Consider the following 17732-nt stretch of genomic DNA (forward strand, 5'->3'; position numbering starts at 1 on the left):
GCGCGCGCGGATTCAAACCAAGGATCAAGGTGAAACACATGAACACCCATTACGAATTGCTGCATGCCGAGGGCAGCGCCACGCCGATCAAGGGCTGGGTGCGCGGCGTGCCGTTGGACGACAATGCCCACGCGCAGTTGCGCAACATCGCGGCCATGCCCTTCGTGGGGCCGTGGGTGGCGGTGATGCCGGACGTGCACCTGGGCAAGGGGGCCACCGTGGGTTCGGTCATCCCGACGCAGGGGGCGATCATCCCGGCCGCGGTCGGCGTGGACATCGGCTGCGGCATGGCCGCGGTGCGCACCACCCTGCGGGCCGAGGACCTGCCCGACAGCCTGGCCCAGCTGCGCAACAGCATCGAGCGCAGCGTGCCGGTCGGCAACGGCCGCGGCGGCGAGCATCACAAGCTGCCCGACAGCATCGGCACGCGCGTGGCGCAGTCGGGGTTGGTCGAGCGGCTGGACGCCATCAAGGCCAAGCACCGCAAGATCCGCACCGACAAGCTGGACGGCCAACTGGGCACGCTGGGTGGCGGCAACCACTTCATCGAGCTGTGCCTGGACGAGGCTGGCGCGGTGTGGGTCATGCTGCACAGCGGGTCGCGCGGCACCGGCAACCTCATCGGCACGTACTTCATCGAGCGTGCGCGTGAGCAGCTCGCACATCGCGTGCTGGGCTACCACGTACCGGACATGGACCTGGCCTTCTTCATGGAAGGCGAGCCCCTGTTTGACGACTACGTGGAAGCCGTGTCGTGGGCGCAGGACTACGCCCGCGAGAACCGCGAGGGGATGATGGCGCGGGTGCTGGCCGAGATGCGACACCGCCTGCCGAAGTTCCAGCTGGAGAAGCTGGCGGTGAACTGCCACCACAACTACGTGCAGAAGGAGACGCACGCCGGGCAGGAACTGCTGGTAACCCGCAAAGGCGCGGTCAGCGCCAAGGCGGGCGAGCTGGGCATCATCCCGGGCAGCATGGGCACGCGCAGCTACATCGTGCGTGGGCTAGGCAATGGCGAGAGCTTCCACAGCTGCAGCCACGGCGCCGGCCGCGTGATGAGCAGGACCCAGGCGCGGGCCAGCATCACCCTGGCAGAGCACCGCCAGGCCACCGCACATGTCGAATGCCGCAAGGACGCGGCGGTGATCGACGAATCACCGGCCGCCTACAAGGACATCGACGCGGTGATGGCCGCCCAGACCGACCTGGTGGAAGTGGTCCACACCCTTCGCCAGGTGTTGTGCATCAAGGGGTAACACCCCAGGGCGTCACGGAGTGAATCCGTGACGCCTTTCTTCATCGATGCAATATGCACAGCGTGAACTTCGAGCAGCCAGCGCGGACAGATTCAGCGGCTCTTGACCTTCCGGTCCCCCAGCAGCGCGCTGATGACGATGCTGGCGCCGAGGATGGCGCCGATGAAGAACAGAATCAACGCCACGGCCGGGTAGCCGAACAGCGTGGTGGCGGTGGGGATGCGCATCATCAGCGCCGAGGCCAGGATCAGCGCGGCGGTGACCACGCCGGCGGCGACGCGATTGGCGATCTTCTGCAGGCTCTCCATCAGGTGGGATTCCTCCAACCCGGAGATGCGGATCTGCAGTTTGTTCTCCGACAGCAAGCCGAGGATATCGGAGAGCCTGCGCGGGCCCTCGCGCGCCAGTGACTGCAGGTCCATCAGCTCGCTGGCCATGCTGGGCGAGGAGAAGGACTGGCGCAGGCGGGCGCGCATGACGTGCTGCAGGTGGCCCTCGACCACGGCCTTGGCATCCAGCTCGGGCGAGAGCGCGCGGCACACCGTGTCCAGGTTGAGCAACGCCTTGCCCAGCAGTGACAGTTCCGGCGGCGTGCGTAGGCCACAGGCCATGGCCGTGCGGACCAGGTCCAGCACGGTGCGCCCTTCCGAAATCGTGCCGGCGTGCGCGGAATAGCGACTGATGAGCTGGCCGATCTCGCGATTGAATCGCTCACCGTCGAAGTCTTCCAACTGCGTGCCCAGGGCGAGCATCTCGCGCGCCACCGACTCGCCGCGGCCATCGACCGCGGCGAACAGCAGCTTGAGCAGCGTCTCGCGCTGACCGGGCGGCACATTGGCCACCATGCCCAGGTCGAAGATCGCCAGGCGGTTGTCCGGGGTCACCCGCAGGTTGCCCGGGTGTGGATCGGCATGGATTTCGCCATGCACGAAGATCTGGTCCAGATAGCCACGCAGCAGGGCCGAGGCCATCGGCAGCATGGGCTGCTCGATGCGGCGCACGGCGGGCACGTGGTCCACGCGCACGCCTTCCACCAGTTCCATCACCAGCACCCGACGCCGGGTGAGGTCCCACACCGGCCGCGGCACCATCAACTCGGGGTAGGCATTGAGGTGCGAGGCGAAGCGCTCCAGGTTCTCGGCCTCGGCCACGTAGTCCAACTCGGCCATCAAGGTGCGGCCGAACTCCTCCAGCCAGTCGGTGAAGCGCACGCTGCGGCCCACCTTGGTCAGCCGGTCGGCGGCCGTGGCGATGGAGCGCAGCATCGACAGGTCCGACATCAGGCGCTGGGCCACGCCAGGCTTCTGCACCTTGACCGCCACCGGCGTGCCATCGCGCATGATCGCGCGATGCACCTGCGCCAGGGAGGCCGTGCCCAGGGGCTGCATGTCGAAGTCCTGGAAGACCTTGCTCAGGCGCACGCCCAGATCGGCTTCCAGCGCGGCCCGGATCTGTTCGGAGGGAATCGGCGAGACATCCTCCTGCATGCGCTCCAGCGCCACAGCGTACGCGGGCGGCACGATGTCCGGACGCGTGGAGAGCATCTGGCCGAGCTTGATGAAGGTCGGCCCCAGGGCCTCCAGGTCGCGGCTGAACTCTTCGGGCGTGCCATCGTCGATGGTCACGTCCTTGATCAGCGAATCATCGGAGAACCCGGAAAAGACCCCCGATTTCCGGTACCGGAACAGGAACCGCATGATCTGCCGGCGACGTTCCATGGCGCCCTCGCCCTGTGGCGCGGCGGCCACGGCCGGCGAGGGGCTGGTCCCGGATTCGGTCATGGTCGGAAGGTCTCGAGGAAGGCGACCATGATTGTGTGAACAGGCCGGTCACAGGGCGGTGAAGCCCGCCCGGCGCACCGCGCTTACCCCTGCAGCTCGCGCAGGGTCACCGATGGCGGCGCATCGAGCACCTTGCGCGTGGCGAACAGGCCGGCGATCAGCGCGGCCAGGACGCCGACCAGGCCACCGACCAGGGCCAGGGTCCAGTTCGGCGTCCACGGCAGGTCGAAAACCTTGACCGCCACCACGCCGGACAGCACCGAGGCGGCCACCGCGGCCACCAGGCCGGACAGCAGGCCGATCGCGGCGAACTCCGAGGCCTGGGCCGCACGTAGCTGGCGCCGGCTGCCGCCCAGCACACGCATCACCCCGCCCTCCAGCAGGCGTTCGTCCTGGCTGGCGCTCACCGCGGCCATCAGCACCAGCAGGCCAGCCGCCAGCGAGAACCAGAACACCACCTGCACCACCGTACTGACCTGGTCGGCCGTGCTGCGCACCTGCTTGAGCACCTGGTCGATATCGATCACCGACAGGTTGGGAAAGGCTTGCACGAGCTGCGCGGTGAAGCGCGGATGCCCGTCCGGCACCTTGACCGCCGTGATGTGGCTGGCCGGATAGTCCTGAAGCACCCCCGGCGAGACCATCACGAAGAAGTTCGGCTTGAAGCTCTCCCAGTCCACCTTGCGCAGGCTGGTGATCCTGCCTTCCAGCGTCTGCCCGGCGATGTCGAAGCGCACCGTATCGCCCAGCTTCCAGTGCAGGTCTTCGGCAAAACCCTCCTCGACCGACAGCTCCGGGGTCGGGGTGGGCGCCGGGCCCCAGAACTTGCCGGCGGTGATCGTGTTGTCGTCACGCAGCGTGGTCGCGGTGGACAGGTTGAACTCGCGCTCGGCACGGCGCCTGGCCTGGTCGTCCGCATAGTCCGCACCGCTGCTGGGCTGACCGTTGTGGCTGACCATCCGCCCGCGCACCATCGGGAACAGCACGGGCGCCGCCAGCCCCTGGGCCTGCACGAAATCGGCCACCGGCTGCACCTGGTCGTCCTGCACGTTGATGATGAAGCGGTTGGGCGCATCGGCCTGCAGCGCCAGCTGCCAGCGGTCCAGCAGGTCGGTGCGCACGAAGGTCAGCAGCAGTAACGCCATCAGCCCCAGTCCCAGCGCGGAGATCTGCGCCACGCTGGTGCCCGCGCGCCGACTGACGTTGGCCAGACCGTAGCGCAGCGCGCCACGCAGGCGCCCGCGCAGGCGCCGCACCGCCAGGATCAGCAGCCACGCCAGGCCTGCCAGCACCACCAGCGTGGCGGCGATCCCGGCCAGCATCGCCAGCCCCAGCGTGGCCGAGCCCGCCTGCCACCACAGCAGCGCGGCCAGGCCGACGAAACCCGCCAGCGCGACCAGCACGGCACTGGGCTCGGTCGGATCCAGATCGCGCCGCAGCACCCGCAGCGCGGGCACGCGCCGCAACGCCAGCACCGGCGGCGCGCCGAAGGCCAGCAGCACCACCAGCCCGACGCCGTAGCCGCGCAGCACCGGCAGCCAGCCCGCTGGCGGGATCGCCACCTTCAGGGCCTGCGCCAACCAGCCGCCGATGCCCCACTGCAGCGCGAAGGCGATGCCCACGCCGATCGTGCAGGCGATCAGCCCCAGCAGGATCAGTTCGCCCACATGGATGCCCACCAGCCGCGCCTGCTGCGCGCCGAGACAGCGCATCACCGCCACACCGGACAGATGTCGCTCGCTGTGCCGGCGCGCGGCCATTGCCACCGCCACGGCGGCCAGGATCACTGAGACCAGTGCCGCCAATCCCAGGAAGCGCCCGGCGCGGTCCAGCGCCGAGCGCACTTCCGGACGCGCGTCCTGGATGGTCTCCAGGCGCTGGCCGCGCCCCAGTGCGTCACGGGCGATGCCGGTGAATCGCTCGACCGCGCCGGCGTCTCCAGCGACCACCAGCCGGTAACCGACGCGGCTGCCCAGCTGCACCAGGCCGGTGGAGGCCAGGTCGGCGGCGTTGAGGAACACCTTGGGCGCGACGTTGAAGTAGTCCAGGGCCGCATCCGGTTCCTGGGTCACCAGGGCGGCCAGGGTGAAGCTGGCATCGCCCAGGCTGACGCGATCGCCAAGCCGCGCGCCCAGCGTGTCGGCGCCGGCGCGCGTCATCCACAGCGTGCCGGGCGCGGGGATGCCCTCGGCGGCATGCTCGGCCGGCGCAGCTGTCGTGGTGATGGTGAAGTGGCCACGCAGCGGGAAGCCTGCGCCAAGCGCGCGCAGGTCGCCCAGGCGCAGTTGCGCGTTGTCGCCGTCGCCCACCCGGATCATGGTGTTGAGTTCGGTGGTCTGCGTGCGGCGCAGGCCATTGGCCTGGGACGCGTCCAAGAGCCTGCCGGTGATCGGCGTGTCACTGCGCACCACCGCATCCCCACCGAGCAGGCGGTTGGCCTCGATCGCCAGCGCGCGCCCGGCGCGATCGGTCACGAAGCTCACCGAGGTCACCGCTACAACCGCCAGCACCAGCGCGGCCAGCAGGATGCGGATCTCGCCGGCCGCCAGATCGCGGCGCAGCTGGCGCCAGGCCAGGCGCAGGGTGTTCATGCGCCGGCGACCAGGCTGCCGCTGTCCAGGCGCAGCACGCGCGTGCAGCGCGCGGCCAGCGCTTCGTCATGGGTGACCAACACCAGGGTGGTGCCCGTCTGCGCATTGAGCGCGAACAGCAGTTCCTCGATCGCCTGACCGGTGCGTTGGTCGAGATTGCCGGTGGGCTCGTCGGCGAACAGCAGCGCCGGCCGGGTCACGAACGCGCGCGCCAGCGCCACGCGCTGCTGCTCGCCCCCGGAAAGCTGGCGCGGATAGTGACCCAGGCGCCCGGACAGACCGACATCGGCCAGGATCTGCTCGGCCGGCGCCTGCGGATCGGCATCACCGCGCAGTTCCAGCGGCAGCATCACGTTCTCCAGCGCGGTCAGCGAGGGCAGCAGCTGGAAGTTCTGGAACACGAAGCCCACCTTCTCGCCGCGCACCCGCGCCCGGCCGTCCTCGTCCAGCGCCGAGAGCACCGCGCCATCCAGCGTGACCGTCCCGCTGCTGGGTGTATCCAGCCCGGCCAGCAGCGACAACAGCGTGCTCTTGCCAGAGCCCGAGGCCCCGACGATAGCGACCGTGTCACCGTGCTCGATCTGGAAGGACACTCCATCGAGGATGGTCAATGTGCTGCCTGGCAGGCTGACCTGCTTGCCCAGCGACTGGACCTGCAGCACGGGCGTGCGCGCGGAAGTGAGGGGCTTGTCAGCGTGCAGCAGGGGGGAGTCAGCCATGATGGGAGTGTCTTGGACCACGGAAAGATGACGATGCCTTCAGCTTATGCGGCCATCCGCCGCTCCACGCAATGGTGGTTGGCCCTGGTGCTGCTGACATTCATGCCACCTTTGCTGGCGCAGGCACCCAAGGCCGCACCGGCCGCGTCCACCAAGACCGTGCTGGTCATGGGCGATTCGCTCTCGGCCGGCTATGGCCTGGGCCCGAACGAGGGCTGGGTGCCGCTGACCGTTGCCAGGCTCGGCAAGGAAAAGCCCGGCTGGAAAGTCGTCAATGCCAGCATCAGCGGGGAGACCAGCGCCGGAGGCGCTTCACGCATCAACGCGCAGCTGCAGCGGGTCAAGCCGGCGGTGGTGGTGATCGAACTGGGCGCCAACGATGGCCTGCGTGGCCTGCCGCTGGCGCAGACCAAGACCAATCTCGAGAAGATGATCACCGCCTCGCAGGCCGCCGGGGCCAAGGTGCTGCTGCTGGGCATGCGCATGCCGCCCAACCTGGGCCGCGCCTACACCGAGGGCTTTGCCGATAACTTCAGCGCCCTGGCCAAGCGGTATGGGACGGCGTTCGTGCCGTTCTTCCTGGAACCTGTGGCCGGTGACCGGGCCAACTTCCAGGCCGACAACCTGCACCCTACCGCCGCGGCGCAGCCGCGGATTCGCGACTACGTCTGGCCCAGGCTGGCACCGTTGCTGGACTGAACCAGGGCGACGCGATGCACGCCGGCAAAGGCCGCCTGGAACGGGCGGCCTTTGCATTTTCCCAATGCGGACTTCATGCCCATCCAACATGACGGCCGAGATGATCGGCCGGCCTTCCCCAATCGGAGAATTCCCATGTTGCGTGCCCTGTTCGTTGGTGGCGTGGTGGACAACAGCGAGATGGACATGGACGGCCCGCAGCCGCCCGTGCACTACCCGGAAAATGGCCACACCGGCCGCCCGCGCTATCGCCTGCAACTGATCGGCACCCAGGCCGACGACGTCGTCTACGCGGTCTATGGCGCGCCGGATCTGCCGCGCGAGGAAGTGCAGCGCGTGGCCGAGGAGCGGGGCTACGCCCGCCGCTTCGAGGGCAGCGAAGAGACCGTCGCCGCCTGACGCATCCCCCGCAGATCAGAACGAGCCGAGCGGTTCGACCTTGGCGACGGTATCGAGCCAGACCACGTGCTGGTGCGCAGGATCGTCCAGGTCGTCCAGCCGCAGCAGGCTGTTGGTCCCCTCCTGGCCGTCCATGTCGCGAAAGGTCTGGACGGTCGGCCGGACCGCGACCGTCCCGCGCAGCTGACCGCCGTCTTCCAGGGTCAGCTCGACCCGGGCTTCGGAGGGCAACTGGGTAACCAGGGTTTCGAGGCGGGCGATTTCGTCGCGATGGGTGTGCACACGTTGGGCAAGCTGGCTCATGGAAGCATTCCTGCGGGACAGGCACACATGATCGACTCGCCCGGCGAAAGAAGGCGTCTAGGCCGAGGCCGACCCGCGGATCAGACTTTTCCTACGCGCGTCCGGGGTGGCGGCCGAGTGCCCCGCTCCGTGACGGCGCGCACGCTATGCCCTGTGGTGCACACCCGTGCACCGGACGAGGTCTGCCATGCAACGCGTGCTCTTCACCATTGCCGCAAGCGACCAGGGATGGCAGCTGTACGAAGGGGAACACGGACGATTCTGGTTCACTGATCGCGACGAGGCCCTGCACACGGCCAGCGTCATCGCCTCGAGCCTGCACGAACGGCACGGGATCTCCACCGCCGTGATCATGGACATGGCCGGGCGCGAAGCCGTGCTGGTCGCCCGCCACGGCTGATCGGGCAAGGCTCAGGCCGACAGCCCCGACAGTTGGCGCAGCGCCTGCTCGAAGGTCTCCACCGGTTGTCCCCCCTGCAGCAGGTGCTGGTTGTTGAAGACGACCGACGGCACCGCATTGATCCCGGCCTGGCGCCAGCGGGCTTCATCGGCACGCACGGCTTCGGCATAACGATCGCTTTGCAACACCGCGCGAGCCGCGTCAATCGAAAGGCCGGCCTGCGTGGCGGCGGTGGCCAGCACCTCGTGGTCGGAGACGTCTTCGCCTTCGGTGAAATAAGCCGTCAGCAGCGCCCGCTTGAGGCGCAGCTGTGCCACATCGCCCTGTTCCCCGGCCCAATGCAGCAAGCGGTGCGCATCGAAGGTGTTGAAGCTGCGCGTGCGCTTGTCCGGGTCGAAGGTGAACCCCAGCTCGGCGCCACGCGCGCGGATCGCCTCGTTGCTGGCCTTGTACTGCTCGGCGCTCATCCCATACTTGCGCATCAGCCGCTGCTGCAGATCTTCGCCGCCCGGCGCCAAGTCCGGATCCAGTTCGAACGGCTGGAAATGCAGCTCAAGTTGCAGGCCGTCGATGCGCTGCGCGGCCGCCAGCAAGGCCTGCAGGCCGATCGCGCACCATGGGCACACCACGTCGGATACAAAATCCACGCGGACCGGCTGTCCGTCGACCGGCCTGGCGGCAGGCGTTGCGCTCATGGCGATGTCTCGATTGAAGAAGCCCGCATTGCAGCGCGCGCCTCCCACCGACTCAAGCTTGCCAATGGGATGCTCCGTACCGCGTCATCCATGCATCGGGCTGCCGTGACAACGCCAAGCAGGCATGAAAAGCGCGCGCGGTGGCAAACATCACCACTGGCGCCGCATCGAGCACCGTCGGGACTCGATGCGGCCGCCAATACCGGGTCGCACACCCGCCCGACGCATTTCCTCGGGCAGCGGGCCGTGCGTGCCGGTCGTTTCGTTGCAGGACGTGGCGGATCGGCCATGGGCGGTGAAGCGACGCCCGCACTGGATGCGCGAGCGCTTCGCCCATGACGCACGCAGCCCTCAGTAGGGGCTGGCGGTGGGACGCACGATGATCTCGCTCACGTCCACCGCGTCGGGCTGGCCGATGGCGTAGGCGATCGCGTTGGCGATGGCCTCGGCGGGAATGGCCAGGGCGCGGAAATCGTCCATGTAGCGGCGTGCGTCGGCATCGCTGATGTCATGGCCCAGCTCGGAACTGGTCACGCCGGGCGAGATCACGGTCACGCGCAGGTCCGTATGCTCCTGGCGCAGACCATCGGAAATGGCCAGCACCGCGAACTTGGTCGCGCTGTACACCGCGCTGGTGGGATACACCAAGTGCCCGCCGATGGAGGAAACGTTGATGAACTGGCCGCTGCCCTGCGCCTGCATGACCGGCAGGCCGGCGGCGATGCCGTGCAGCACGCCACGGATGTTGACGTCGATCATGCGATTCCATTCGTCGACCTTGCGCGCATCCAGGCGCGAGAGCGGCATCACGCCGGCGTTGTTGACGACCACGTCGACAGCACCGAACTCGGCCTTGGCCAAGGCCACGAGCGCTTCGACATCGGCCAGCTCGGTCACATCGATGGCCCGCCAACGGGCGCTACCGCCGAACTCGGTGATGGATTCGACCAACTGCTGCAGGCGGTCGGCGCGCCGCGCCCCCAGGACCACGTTGGCGCCCTGTGCGGCGAGCACGCGCGCAGTGGCCTCGCCGATGCCGCTGCTGGCGCCGGTGATGACGACGGTCTTGCCTTGAATGTTGGACATGGAAATGCTCCGTTGCGAGGGCCGGGCGACATGACCGGCCGGAACCGCCACGATGCTCGGAGGCGCCGATCGGACGGTATCCGGTTCCTGCGCCACGATTGCCTGATCCTCCGAACCTGCACCACTGGCGCCCGAGCATCGCGACGGCTGCTTAGACTGACGCCATGGCGCAGCCCCCTTCGACCTCCTCACACCATGCACCGCCGGCCGATGTCCTGCGTTCCGCGCCGCTGCGCGAACTGGCCCAGCGGATTGAACGATCCACCAGCGGCAATGGCGTGCATGCCACGGCGTGGCCACCTCTGACCCTGGCCCGCGCCGACGCACCGGCGGCGATGGCCACGGTGGCGGTCCAAGAGCCCTCACTCTGCCTGATCGCCCAGGGCGGCAAGCAGGTGCTGCTGGGCAGCGAGGTCTTCGAGTACGACGCCTCACGCCACCTGCTCGCCTCGGTGGACCTGCCGGTCACCGGCCGGGTCACCCACGCCAGCCCGGCACAGCCCTATCTATGCTTCATCCTGCGGCTGGAGCCGCTGGAGATCGCCACACTGGTAAGCGAACTGGAGCCGATGACGCATGCGCTCCCCGCCCCCGCGCGGGGGTTGAGCCTGGGACCGGCCGATCCGGCCCTGATCGAGGTCGCCGTGCGGATGATGCGGCTGCTGGACACGCCGGACGACCTGCCTGCGCTGGCCCCGCTCCTGATGCGCGAACTGCTCTATCGCCTGCTTCACAGCGATCAGGGCGGCATGCTGCGCCACATGGCCGTGGCCGACTCGCCGGGCCAGCGCATCAGCCGCGCGATCGGCTGGCTGCGGACGCATTACCGCCAGCCACTGCGCATCGACACCATCGCGCAGTACGCGCACATGAGCCCGTCATCGCTCCACCAGCACTTCAAGGCGATCACCGCCATGAGCCCGCTGCAGTACCAGAAGCAGCTGCGCCTGCAGGAAGCCCGCCGCTTGCTGCTGGCCGGCGCGTCCGATGCGGCCGGTGCGGGCCATGCGGTGGGCTATGAAAGCCCTTCGCAGTTCAGCCGCGAGTACCGCCGCCTGTTCGGCGCACCGCCCTTGCGGGATATCGCCAGGCTACGCGCGCAGTAGCCGCGCCGCCAGCCCATCAACCATGCGGTAGCGCCTGCTTCAGCCCGGCCATGCCCTCCCACGGATCGCGCCGCAGGCGCGCGGCCCGCTGTAGCGCCTTGTCCAGCGTGAACGCACCAGGGGACCTGACCCTGCCCAAGTCTTCCCAGCGAAGCGGCACGGCCACGGTGGCGTGTTCGCGCGCGCGCAACGACCAGCTGCAGACGCTGGTGTTGCCGCGGCCATTGCGCAACCAGTCGATGAAGATCTTGTTGCCGCGCTGGTCCTTGCGCATCGTGGCGACGTAGCGCTCGGGCCGGTGCTGGGCCATCGCATTGGCGAAGGCCTCGCAGAAGGCCTTGACCGTCTCCCACGAAGGTCCGGGCGTGATCGGCACGACCACGTGCAGGCCCTTGCCGCCGGACAGGCGCACGAAGCTTTCCAGCCCGGCCTTGCGCAGGTTGTCGCGCACCTCGCGCGCGGCGGCCTTGGTCTGGGTCCACGACACCCCCGGCCCCGGATCCAGGTCGAACACCAGCCGGTCCGGCTTTTCCGGCGCGGCCACCGTCGCCCCCCAGGGGTGCAGCTCCAGGGTGTTCATCTGCACCAGCGCCAGCACGCCCTCGACATCCTCCACATAGAGGTAATCCTCCTGGCCGCTCTTCTGTTTCAGCGGCACCGCATGCACGCCAGGCCCCAGGGAGGGGGCGTGGTGCTTCTGGAAAAAGCACTCGCCGCCGGCGCCGTCCGGGCAGCGCAGTAGCGACAGCGGACGGCCGGCCAGTTCCGGCAGCAGCCATCGGGCGACGCGCTGGTAGTAATCGGCCACCTGCCCCTTGGTGATGCCATCGGCCGGATAGACGACCCGGTCCGGGTGGGTGATCGTCACCGCCTTGTCGGGCGCGGTGTCGTGCTTGAGATCGGCCATCGTCTTGTCCTCCCGCAGGCGTTTGAACGCAGCCTGGCGCAGCAGGCCCTCCTTGCCCCAGCCGCGATAGGCCACTTCGGCCAACAGTCGGGGCCTGACCCAATGCACGCTGCGCGCGTTGAACGGCACATGCGCCGGCAGCGCCACGGCGGCCTGGTCGCTGTGCAGGGCTTGCAGGCGCTTCAGCAGCGCAGCCAGCGTGGCATCGTCGAAGCCGGTGCCGACACGGCCGACGTACTGCAGCGCGCCGTCCTGCACGCGCGCCAGCAGCAGCGAGCCGAAGCCGGTGCGTGCGCCCTTGGGCGGCGTGTAGCCGACGATGGCGAACTCGTCGGACTGTTCATGCTTGGCCTTGATCCAGGTGCCGCTGCGCTGGCCCGCATAGGGCGCATCGGCGCGCTTGCTGACGATGCCCTCCAGACCGGCCTTGGCACTGGCGGCGAGCACCTCCGCGCCATGCCCGGCCACGTGTTCGCTATAGGCGATCAGGCCGGGCCTGGGGCCGATCAGCGCCTTGAGCAGCGCCTTGCGTTGCACCAGCGGCGCGCGGCTGATGTCCACACCCGCCACGCCGGGCAGGTCGAACACCAGATAGCGCAGCGGCGTCTTGGAGGTGCCCTCCAGGCTGCGTTGCAGGGCGGCAAAATCGCTGCGGCCCTGCGCGTCGATCACTACCAGCTCGCCATCCAGGCGTGCATCGCGCAGCGGCAGCGCGCGCACGGCCTCGACGATCTCGGGAAAGGTGTCGTTCCAGTCCAGGCCGTTGCGCGAACGCAGCCTGACCTGGCCTTCAACCAGATCGGCCAGCAGCCGATAGCCATCCCACTTGATCTCGTGCAGCCAGTCCTCGCCGGTCGGCGCGTGCGTGCGCAGGGTGCACAGCTGGGCCGCAAAACCGGCCGGGTACGGCGTGTCGCGCGCGCCGTCCAACGCGAGCGCGCGCTTGCGCCAAGCGGCGTCCCGCTTGGTGCCGGATCGCTTGGGCGGTTTGGCGACTTGTCGGGACGCTCCCTGCGGCTTTGCCCGGTTCGGGCGAGGCGGCTTGGCAGGGGGCGGGCGATCGACCAGATCGTCGGCCTCCTGGTCGGCGGCGAAGGCATCATCGCGCTTGATCAGCAGCCACTGCTTCTGCCGGCCCTTCATCTGCGTGCGTACCAGCTTCCAGGCGCCGCCCAGCTTCTCGCCCGTCAGCACGAAATCCAGCTTGCCCGCCGCGATCGCGGCCAGGGGCTCGCCTTCGCTGGCCCAGTGGCCGTGGTCGAATACGTCCACATGCCCGGCGCCGTAGTGGCCTGCGGGAATGTCGCCCTCGAAGCTGGCGTAATCCAGCGGATGATCCTCGACCTCGACCGCGAGTCGCTTCTCCCCTGCGCGCAGCGATGGCCCCTTCGGCACCGCCCAGCTCTTGAGCACGCCATCGGCCTCCAGGCGGAAGTCGTAGTGGCGCGAGGAGGCGTGATGCAGCTGCACGACGAAGATCGGACGATGGCGCCCGCCGCGCGTGCTTCCCGTGGGCTCCGGTGTCTGGTCGAAGCGCCGCTTGCGGGCGTATTCGTGCAGGGACACGGCCGCGCCCTCAGCCGGCCTTGCGCTGCGGCGCCTTCCTGGCGGTCTTCTTTGCCGCGGTCTTCTTGGCGGCCTTCTTCGCGGCCGCCTTCTTGGTGGCTTTCTTGGCGACTTTCCCGGTTGCCGCCTTCTTGGCCGCGGCCTTCTTAGCCGGCGTACGCTTGTTCTCGCCCAGGGACTTCTGCAGCAGGGCCATGAAGTCCACCACGTTGGTCGCATCGCCCTCGCGCTCGTGCGCCGGCTCGTCGACCCGTGCCGTGGCGCCCTTGGCCTGGATGCGCTCGGTGATGAGGGCCTGCAGCCGCTCGCGGAACTCGTCGTGGTACTCATCCGGGTTCCAGTCCGCGCGCATGGACTGGATCAGCTTGCGCGCCATGTCCTTCTCCCTGGCCGAGACGCGATAGTCGCCGGTGCTGCCGCTGGGCAGTTTGTAGTCGTCGGGGTCGACCAGCTCCTGCGGGTAGCGCAGCAACATCAGCACCAGCGCGTCACCCTGCGGCATCACCGCGCACAGGTATTGGCGGGTGCGGATGACCACCCGCGCGATGCCGACCTGGCCGGTGTCGCGCAGGGTCTCGCGCAGCAGCACGTAGCCTTTCTCGGCTTTCTTGCCTGGCACCAGGATGTAGGGCTTCTCGTAATAGCGCACGTCGATCTCGGATGCATCGACGAAGGTCTCCACCTCGACCGACTCATGGCCTTCGGGCGCGGCGGACTTGATGTCCTCCTGCTCGACCACAACGTAATTGCCCTTGTCGTATTCGAAGGCCTTGACGATGTCCTTCCACGGCACTTCCTCGCCGGTCTCGGCGTTGACCCGCTCGAAGCGGATCGGCGACTTGTCGCGCGCATCGAGCATGCGGAAGTGCAGGTCGACCTTGCGCTCGCCGGACATCAGCGACACCGGCACGTTGAGCAGGCCGAAGGTCAGGGTGCCGCTCCAGATCGGTCGGGCCATGGCAGCTCTTTCGCACGCGCAGCGCGGCAGGCGCCGCAAGGCCCCAAGTGTGCGAACGGCGCCCGTGGATGGGTCGTGACGGCAGCCGGCCAAGCCGGCTGCGCCTTCATTCCGCGTCGGGCAGCGTGTAGGCCAGGTCGTAGAAGTGCTTGCCGTCTTCGATCCTGATATCCAGCGTGCCGGCAATGCCGGCCAGGGCTCCGGTCCCCGAACCTGGCGAGACCTGGACTTCCAGGGTACGGCTGTCGCCATGCATCACGCCGCGATGGACCAGGACGAAGGTCCCTTCCCTGCCCTCCAGGGTGCCGCTGACGCGCTCGATCGCCACGTACGACGCCGAGGTCGGGACCGTGGCCCGCGCAGCGAGCATTTCGCCCAGGCCTTTGCCCACCAGATCGCCGCTGAAGGTCTTGTCCAGCGACATGCGGCTCAGTTCGTTGCCGTCATGGCCGGCCGGTCCGATCGCGCCGTCGGGCTGAATACTGACTTCGAAGGTTCCTGTAGCGTGACGCATGCGCGATGCCTCCTGTGCGAGCGCGGCCGGGATGGCCAGTGCCAGGACCAGCGGCAGGCAGGCACGTCGGGCGGTCGTGCGCCAATCGGACATGCTGACACTCCGCGGGTCGGGACCGTCATCCTAGCCGAACGCGCATGTCCGCCACGGCTGGAGAAACGCAGGCGAAACGGCGGTCGGCCAAGCCGTGAACATTCACCTGGGCAGGCGTAGCATCCGAGGCCTCCTCAATGACGGAGGAACCGCCATGAAACGTCTTGCCCTGTTCACCGCGACCGCCCTGGTGGCGCTCGCCAGCCTGGACGCCTCGGCGGCCGTGCGCAACGTCACCGACCCGGACCAGCCGCGGGCATTGCCTCAGGAAGGCCCGGTGTCGGTCTCCTGGACCGATCCAGCCCAGTTCGGCGACATCCGCTACAGCACCAACCGCTGGGAGGCCGAGCGCGGCAACTGGGTGCACGACCTGGCCGCCTACCTGCGCAAGGAAGCCGCCAAGGACCTGCAGCCCGGCCAGACCCTGGACGTGCGCATCACCGACATCGACCGTGCCGGCGAATACGAGCCCTGGCACGGCCCGTCGGCCGACCACATCCGCGTGATGAAGGACATCTACCCGCCGCGCATGACCTTCGATTACACCCTTCGCGATGCCGATGGCCGCGTGGTCGACCAGGGTCAGGCCAAGCTCCTGGACATGTCTTACCTGATGGGCGCCCGTCCCCTGGACAGCGACCCGCTGCGGTACGAAAAGCGCATGATCGAGCGCTGGACCAATCGCGAGTTGGGGAACCCCCGCACCCTGACCAGCACGCCATAGCGTCCGGCCCGGCCGCGCCGGTTGAAGGCGGCCGCGTTCGCCTCCATTGTGTTGCCAGCCCCGGAGCCAGACAGGACATCGCCATGCAGTCGTTCGATCTCACGCCTCCCGACACGACGCAACGCGCCGCGTTGATCGCCGGACTGAGCGAGGAGGAGCGCCACGTGCTGCTGCAGCACGGGACCGAGGCGCCCTTCTGTGGCGCGTTCCTGGACAACAAGCTGGAGGGGGTCTACACCTGCCGCCTGTGCGGGTTGCCGCTGTTCGCTTCCAGCGCCAAGTTCGATTCCGGGACCGGCTGGCCCAGCTTCTTCAAGCCGATCGACCCGGCGCATGTGCGCACGATCCGCGACACCAGCTACGGCATGATCCGTACCGAAATCACCTGCGCCCGCTGCGACAGTCATCTGGGGCACGTGTTTCCCGACGGCCCGCCGCCGACCTATGAGCGCCACTGCCTGAATTCGGTCTCCCTGGCCTTCACCGAGGCCGGCGCGCCGCTGCCCAACCCCTTGGGTCGAGGCGGTGCGGAAGCCGGACTGGCCGAGGCGGCCTAGTCCCGGCCGCCCCCCGGCGCTAGAACGGCGCGAAGTCGTCGCTGGTCAAACGCCCGTCGCCATTGCGGTCGTACTTGGGCATGGATTGATCGGCGAAGTCGACGAACTCGGCCTCGCTGATCAGGTTGTCGTAGTTCTGGTCCATGGTCATCAACTGCGCCCGGGCCATGCCATCGGCGCCGATGCCGCCGGCATTGGGATCAATGGAGGCGCGCAGTTCGTCGAGGCTGACGTAACCATCGTGATCACGATCGAGGGCAGCGAACGACTGCCGCGCTCCGGCGTCGTATTCGGCCTGGTCCACCAGACCGTCGTGATTGGTATCCAGTTGGCGGAAGCGTGCCTGACCCGATTGCGCCCAGCCAGGCGCTGCCAGCGTCGACAGGGCAATCAACAGCGACGCGGTCGACACAGTCCTGAACATGCGGGCGGTTTGGAACCAGAAAGAAAGGCGGCCCCATTCTGAACCAGATCGCCGGGTGCCGTGCGCCGGCGATCGCAGGGCCGGCCATCGCTAGTTCGCGCCGGGCCCCGCGGCCTGCTTCATCTCGGCCTCGGTCACATAGCCATCCTGGTTGGCATCGGTCCGCTTGAACAGCGCGGTGGCCATGGCCAAGTGCTCCTGCGCGTCCACGCGCCCATCGCCATTGCGGTCCATCGCGGCGATGGCCTGGCGGACCTGTGCTTCGTCGGCAGGCTGATCCATGGCCTTGCGCGTGGCCTGCATTTCATCGACGCTGATCGCGCCATCAAGATTCAGGTCGAGCTGCTTGAACATGGCGCTGGCGGCTGCGGCATGTTCCTGCGCATCGACCCGGCCATCGTGGTTGGTGTCCATCGACATGAAGCGATCGTGGATCGATTCGGCACCCAGTGCATTGCCGCAACAGGCGAAAATGGCCAGCGCGGCCAAGGGACGGATCGGATCCATGGTGAATTCTCCGGCGACACCGTGCCGCCCTGGAGTGCGCACCGTGGCCGTTATGCGGTTAGGCAGCTGTCAAGCGTTCGGCAGCAGGATGTAAACAGGAGGCGTCTAGGCGGCCGGGCGCCCTACGAGCAGGGGTCGCAAGACGAGCAACAGGAGCGGGTGATGGCGGTCTACGTGGACGATGCGGTGATGGCCTGGCGCGGTCAGCGCTGGGCGCATCTGATGGCCGATACGCTGGAAGAACTGCATGCCTTCGCCGCGCGGCTGGGCATCCCGCGCCGCGCCTTCCAGGACAAGACCAGCGGCGCCCACTACGACGTCACCAGCGAGCTGCGCCTGCGGGCCATCGAGCTGGGCGCCGAGCCCATTTCACGCCATGCCGACCGCGCCAAGGTCCGCGCGGTGATCGCCGTGGCCAAGGCCCAGGGACGTGGGCTGGCGCCTTAG

The 17732-nt window shown here is 68.3% G+C and carries 19 protein-coding genes; 8 read left to right on the plus strand and 11 right to left on the minus strand.

All coding sequences use genetic code 11. The annotated features are described in order from the left end of the window. The first annotated feature begins 38 nt into the window (after window positions 1-38). A complete protein-coding gene (locus ACORQU_RS04560; RefSeq protein WP_491643678.1) occupies window positions 39-1256 on the plus strand; it encodes an RtcB family protein in 1218 nt (405 codons plus the stop codon). 92 nt (window positions 1257-1348) lie between these two features. Here the strand turns inward: ACORQU_RS04560 and ACORQU_RS04565 are convergent, their stop codons facing one another. From ACORQU_RS04565 to ACORQU_RS04575, 3 genes are all read right to left on the minus strand, one after another. After that, window positions 1349-3037 carry an ABC1 kinase family protein gene (locus tag ACORQU_RS04565; RefSeq protein WP_491643679.1) on the minus strand — a complete coding sequence of 563 codons (1689 nt, stop codon included), beginning with the start codon at window positions 3035-3037 and terminating at the stop codon, window positions 1349-1351. Between the two features lie 83 nt (window positions 3038-3120). After that, on the minus strand, window positions 3121-5628 hold the full coding sequence (locus ACORQU_RS04570; RefSeq protein WP_491643680.1) for an ABC transporter permease: 2508 nt from the start codon (window positions 5626-5628) through the stop codon (window positions 3121-3123). Continuing rightward, window positions 5625-6347, minus strand: coding sequence for an ABC transporter ATP-binding protein (locus ACORQU_RS04575; RefSeq protein WP_491643681.1), 723 nt, complete (start codon window positions 6345-6347; stop codon window positions 5625-5627). The genes ACORQU_RS04570 and ACORQU_RS04575 overlap by 4 nt, the downstream gene beginning before the upstream one ends. 33 nt (window positions 6348-6380) lie before the next feature. On the opposite strand from ACORQU_RS04575, the gene ACORQU_RS04580 reads away from it, so the two are divergent. Together ACORQU_RS04580 and ACORQU_RS04585 are read left to right on the plus strand one after the other, a co-directional pair. Then, entirely contained in the window at window positions 6381-7046 is a 666-nt protein-coding gene (locus ACORQU_RS04580) for an arylesterase (RefSeq protein WP_491643682.1), read from the plus strand. Between the two features lie 135 nt (window positions 7047-7181). Next, a complete protein-coding gene (locus tag ACORQU_RS04585) occupies window positions 7182-7445 on the plus strand; it encodes a hypothetical protein (protein ID WP_271644522.1) in 264 nt (87 codons plus the stop codon). 15 nt (window positions 7446-7460) lie between these two features. Here the strand turns inward: ACORQU_RS04585 and ACORQU_RS04590 are convergent, their stop codons facing one another. Then, window positions 7461-7748 carry a DUF3247 family protein gene (locus ACORQU_RS04590; protein ID WP_491643683.1) on the minus strand — a complete coding sequence of 96 codons (288 nt, stop codon included), beginning with the start codon at window positions 7746-7748 and terminating at the stop codon, window positions 7461-7463. Between the two features lie 187 nt (window positions 7749-7935). Between ACORQU_RS04590 and ACORQU_RS04595 the strand changes: the two genes are divergently transcribed. After that, window positions 7936-8148 (plus strand): hypothetical protein, encoded by a 213-nt coding sequence (locus ACORQU_RS04595; RefSeq protein ID WP_271644520.1) that lies wholly within the window; start codon window positions 7936-7938, stop codon window positions 8146-8148. Window positions 8149-8159: 11 nt separating this feature from the next. On the opposite strand, the gene ACORQU_RS04600 is transcribed toward ACORQU_RS04595, so the two are convergent. Both ACORQU_RS04600 and ACORQU_RS04605 read right to left on the minus strand, forming a co-directional pair. Next, on the minus strand, window positions 8160-8843 hold the full coding sequence (locus ACORQU_RS04600) for a DsbA family oxidoreductase (RefSeq protein WP_491643684.1): 684 nt from the start codon (window positions 8841-8843) through the stop codon (window positions 8160-8162). 351 nt (window positions 8844-9194) lie between these two features. Then, window positions 9195-9929, minus strand: coding sequence for an SDR family oxidoreductase (locus ACORQU_RS04605; RefSeq protein WP_491643685.1), 735 nt, complete (start codon window positions 9927-9929; stop codon window positions 9195-9197). 164 nt (window positions 9930-10093) lie between these two features. On the opposite strand from ACORQU_RS04605, the gene ACORQU_RS04610 reads away from it, so the two are divergent. Beyond that, window positions 10094-11035 carry an AraC family transcriptional regulator gene (locus ACORQU_RS04610; RefSeq protein ID WP_491643686.1) on the plus strand — a complete coding sequence of 314 codons (942 nt, stop codon included), beginning with the start codon at window positions 10094-10096 and terminating at the stop codon, window positions 11033-11035. A gap of 16 nt (window positions 11036-11051) precedes the next feature. Here the strand turns inward: ACORQU_RS04610 and ligD are convergent, their stop codons facing one another. The 3 genes from ligD to ACORQU_RS04625 all read right to left on the minus strand — a co-directional run bounded on the left by ligD (window position 11052) and on the right by ACORQU_RS04625 (window position 15073). After that, window positions 11052-13508 (minus strand): DNA ligase D, encoded by a 2457-nt coding sequence (gene ligD / locus ACORQU_RS04615; RefSeq protein WP_491643687.1) that lies wholly within the window; start codon window positions 13506-13508, stop codon window positions 11052-11054. A gap of 10 nt (window positions 13509-13518) precedes the next feature. Continuing rightward, on the minus strand, window positions 13519-14466 hold the full coding sequence (ku, locus tag ACORQU_RS04620) for a non-homologous end joining protein Ku (protein ID WP_491643688.1): 948 nt from the start codon (window positions 14464-14466) through the stop codon (window positions 13519-13521). A gap of 106 nt (window positions 14467-14572) precedes the next feature. Continuing rightward, window positions 14573-15073, minus strand: coding sequence for a DUF3224 domain-containing protein (locus ACORQU_RS04625; RefSeq protein ID WP_491643689.1), 501 nt, complete (start codon window positions 15071-15073; stop codon window positions 14573-14575). A gap of 154 nt (window positions 15074-15227) precedes the next feature. Between ACORQU_RS04625 and ACORQU_RS04630 the strand changes: the two genes are divergently transcribed. Together ACORQU_RS04630 and msrB are read left to right on the plus strand one after the other, a co-directional pair. After that, window positions 15228-15797, plus strand: coding sequence for a DUF3016 domain-containing protein (locus tag ACORQU_RS04630; protein WP_491643690.1), 570 nt, complete (start codon window positions 15228-15230; stop codon window positions 15795-15797). A gap of 83 nt (window positions 15798-15880) precedes the next feature. Beyond that, window positions 15881-16354 carry a peptide-methionine (R)-S-oxide reductase MsrB gene (gene msrB, locus ACORQU_RS04635; RefSeq protein ID WP_271644512.1) on the plus strand — a complete coding sequence of 158 codons (474 nt, stop codon included), beginning with the start codon at window positions 15881-15883 and terminating at the stop codon, window positions 16352-16354. A gap of 19 nt (window positions 16355-16373) precedes the next feature. On the opposite strand, the gene ACORQU_RS04640 is transcribed toward msrB, so the two are convergent. After that, the gene (locus ACORQU_RS04640; protein WP_491643691.1) at window positions 16374-16778 is read right to left on the minus strand and encodes an EF-hand domain-containing protein; all 405 of its coding nucleotides are present in this window, start codon (window positions 16776-16778) and stop codon (window positions 16374-16376) included. Window positions 16779-16868: 90 nt separating this feature from the next. Continuing rightward, entirely contained in the window at window positions 16869-17285 is a 417-nt protein-coding gene (locus tag ACORQU_RS04645) for an EF-hand domain-containing protein (RefSeq protein ID WP_491643692.1), read from the minus strand. Window positions 17286-17447: 162 nt separating this feature from the next. Between ACORQU_RS04645 and ACORQU_RS04650 the strand changes: the two genes are divergently transcribed. Then, window positions 17448-17732 (plus strand): DUF4031 domain-containing protein, encoded by a 285-nt coding sequence (locus ACORQU_RS04650; protein WP_271644508.1) that lies wholly within the window; start codon window positions 17448-17450, stop codon window positions 17730-17732.

It is taken from the genome of Pseudoxanthomonas sp. JC1303 (assembly GCF_058448525.1).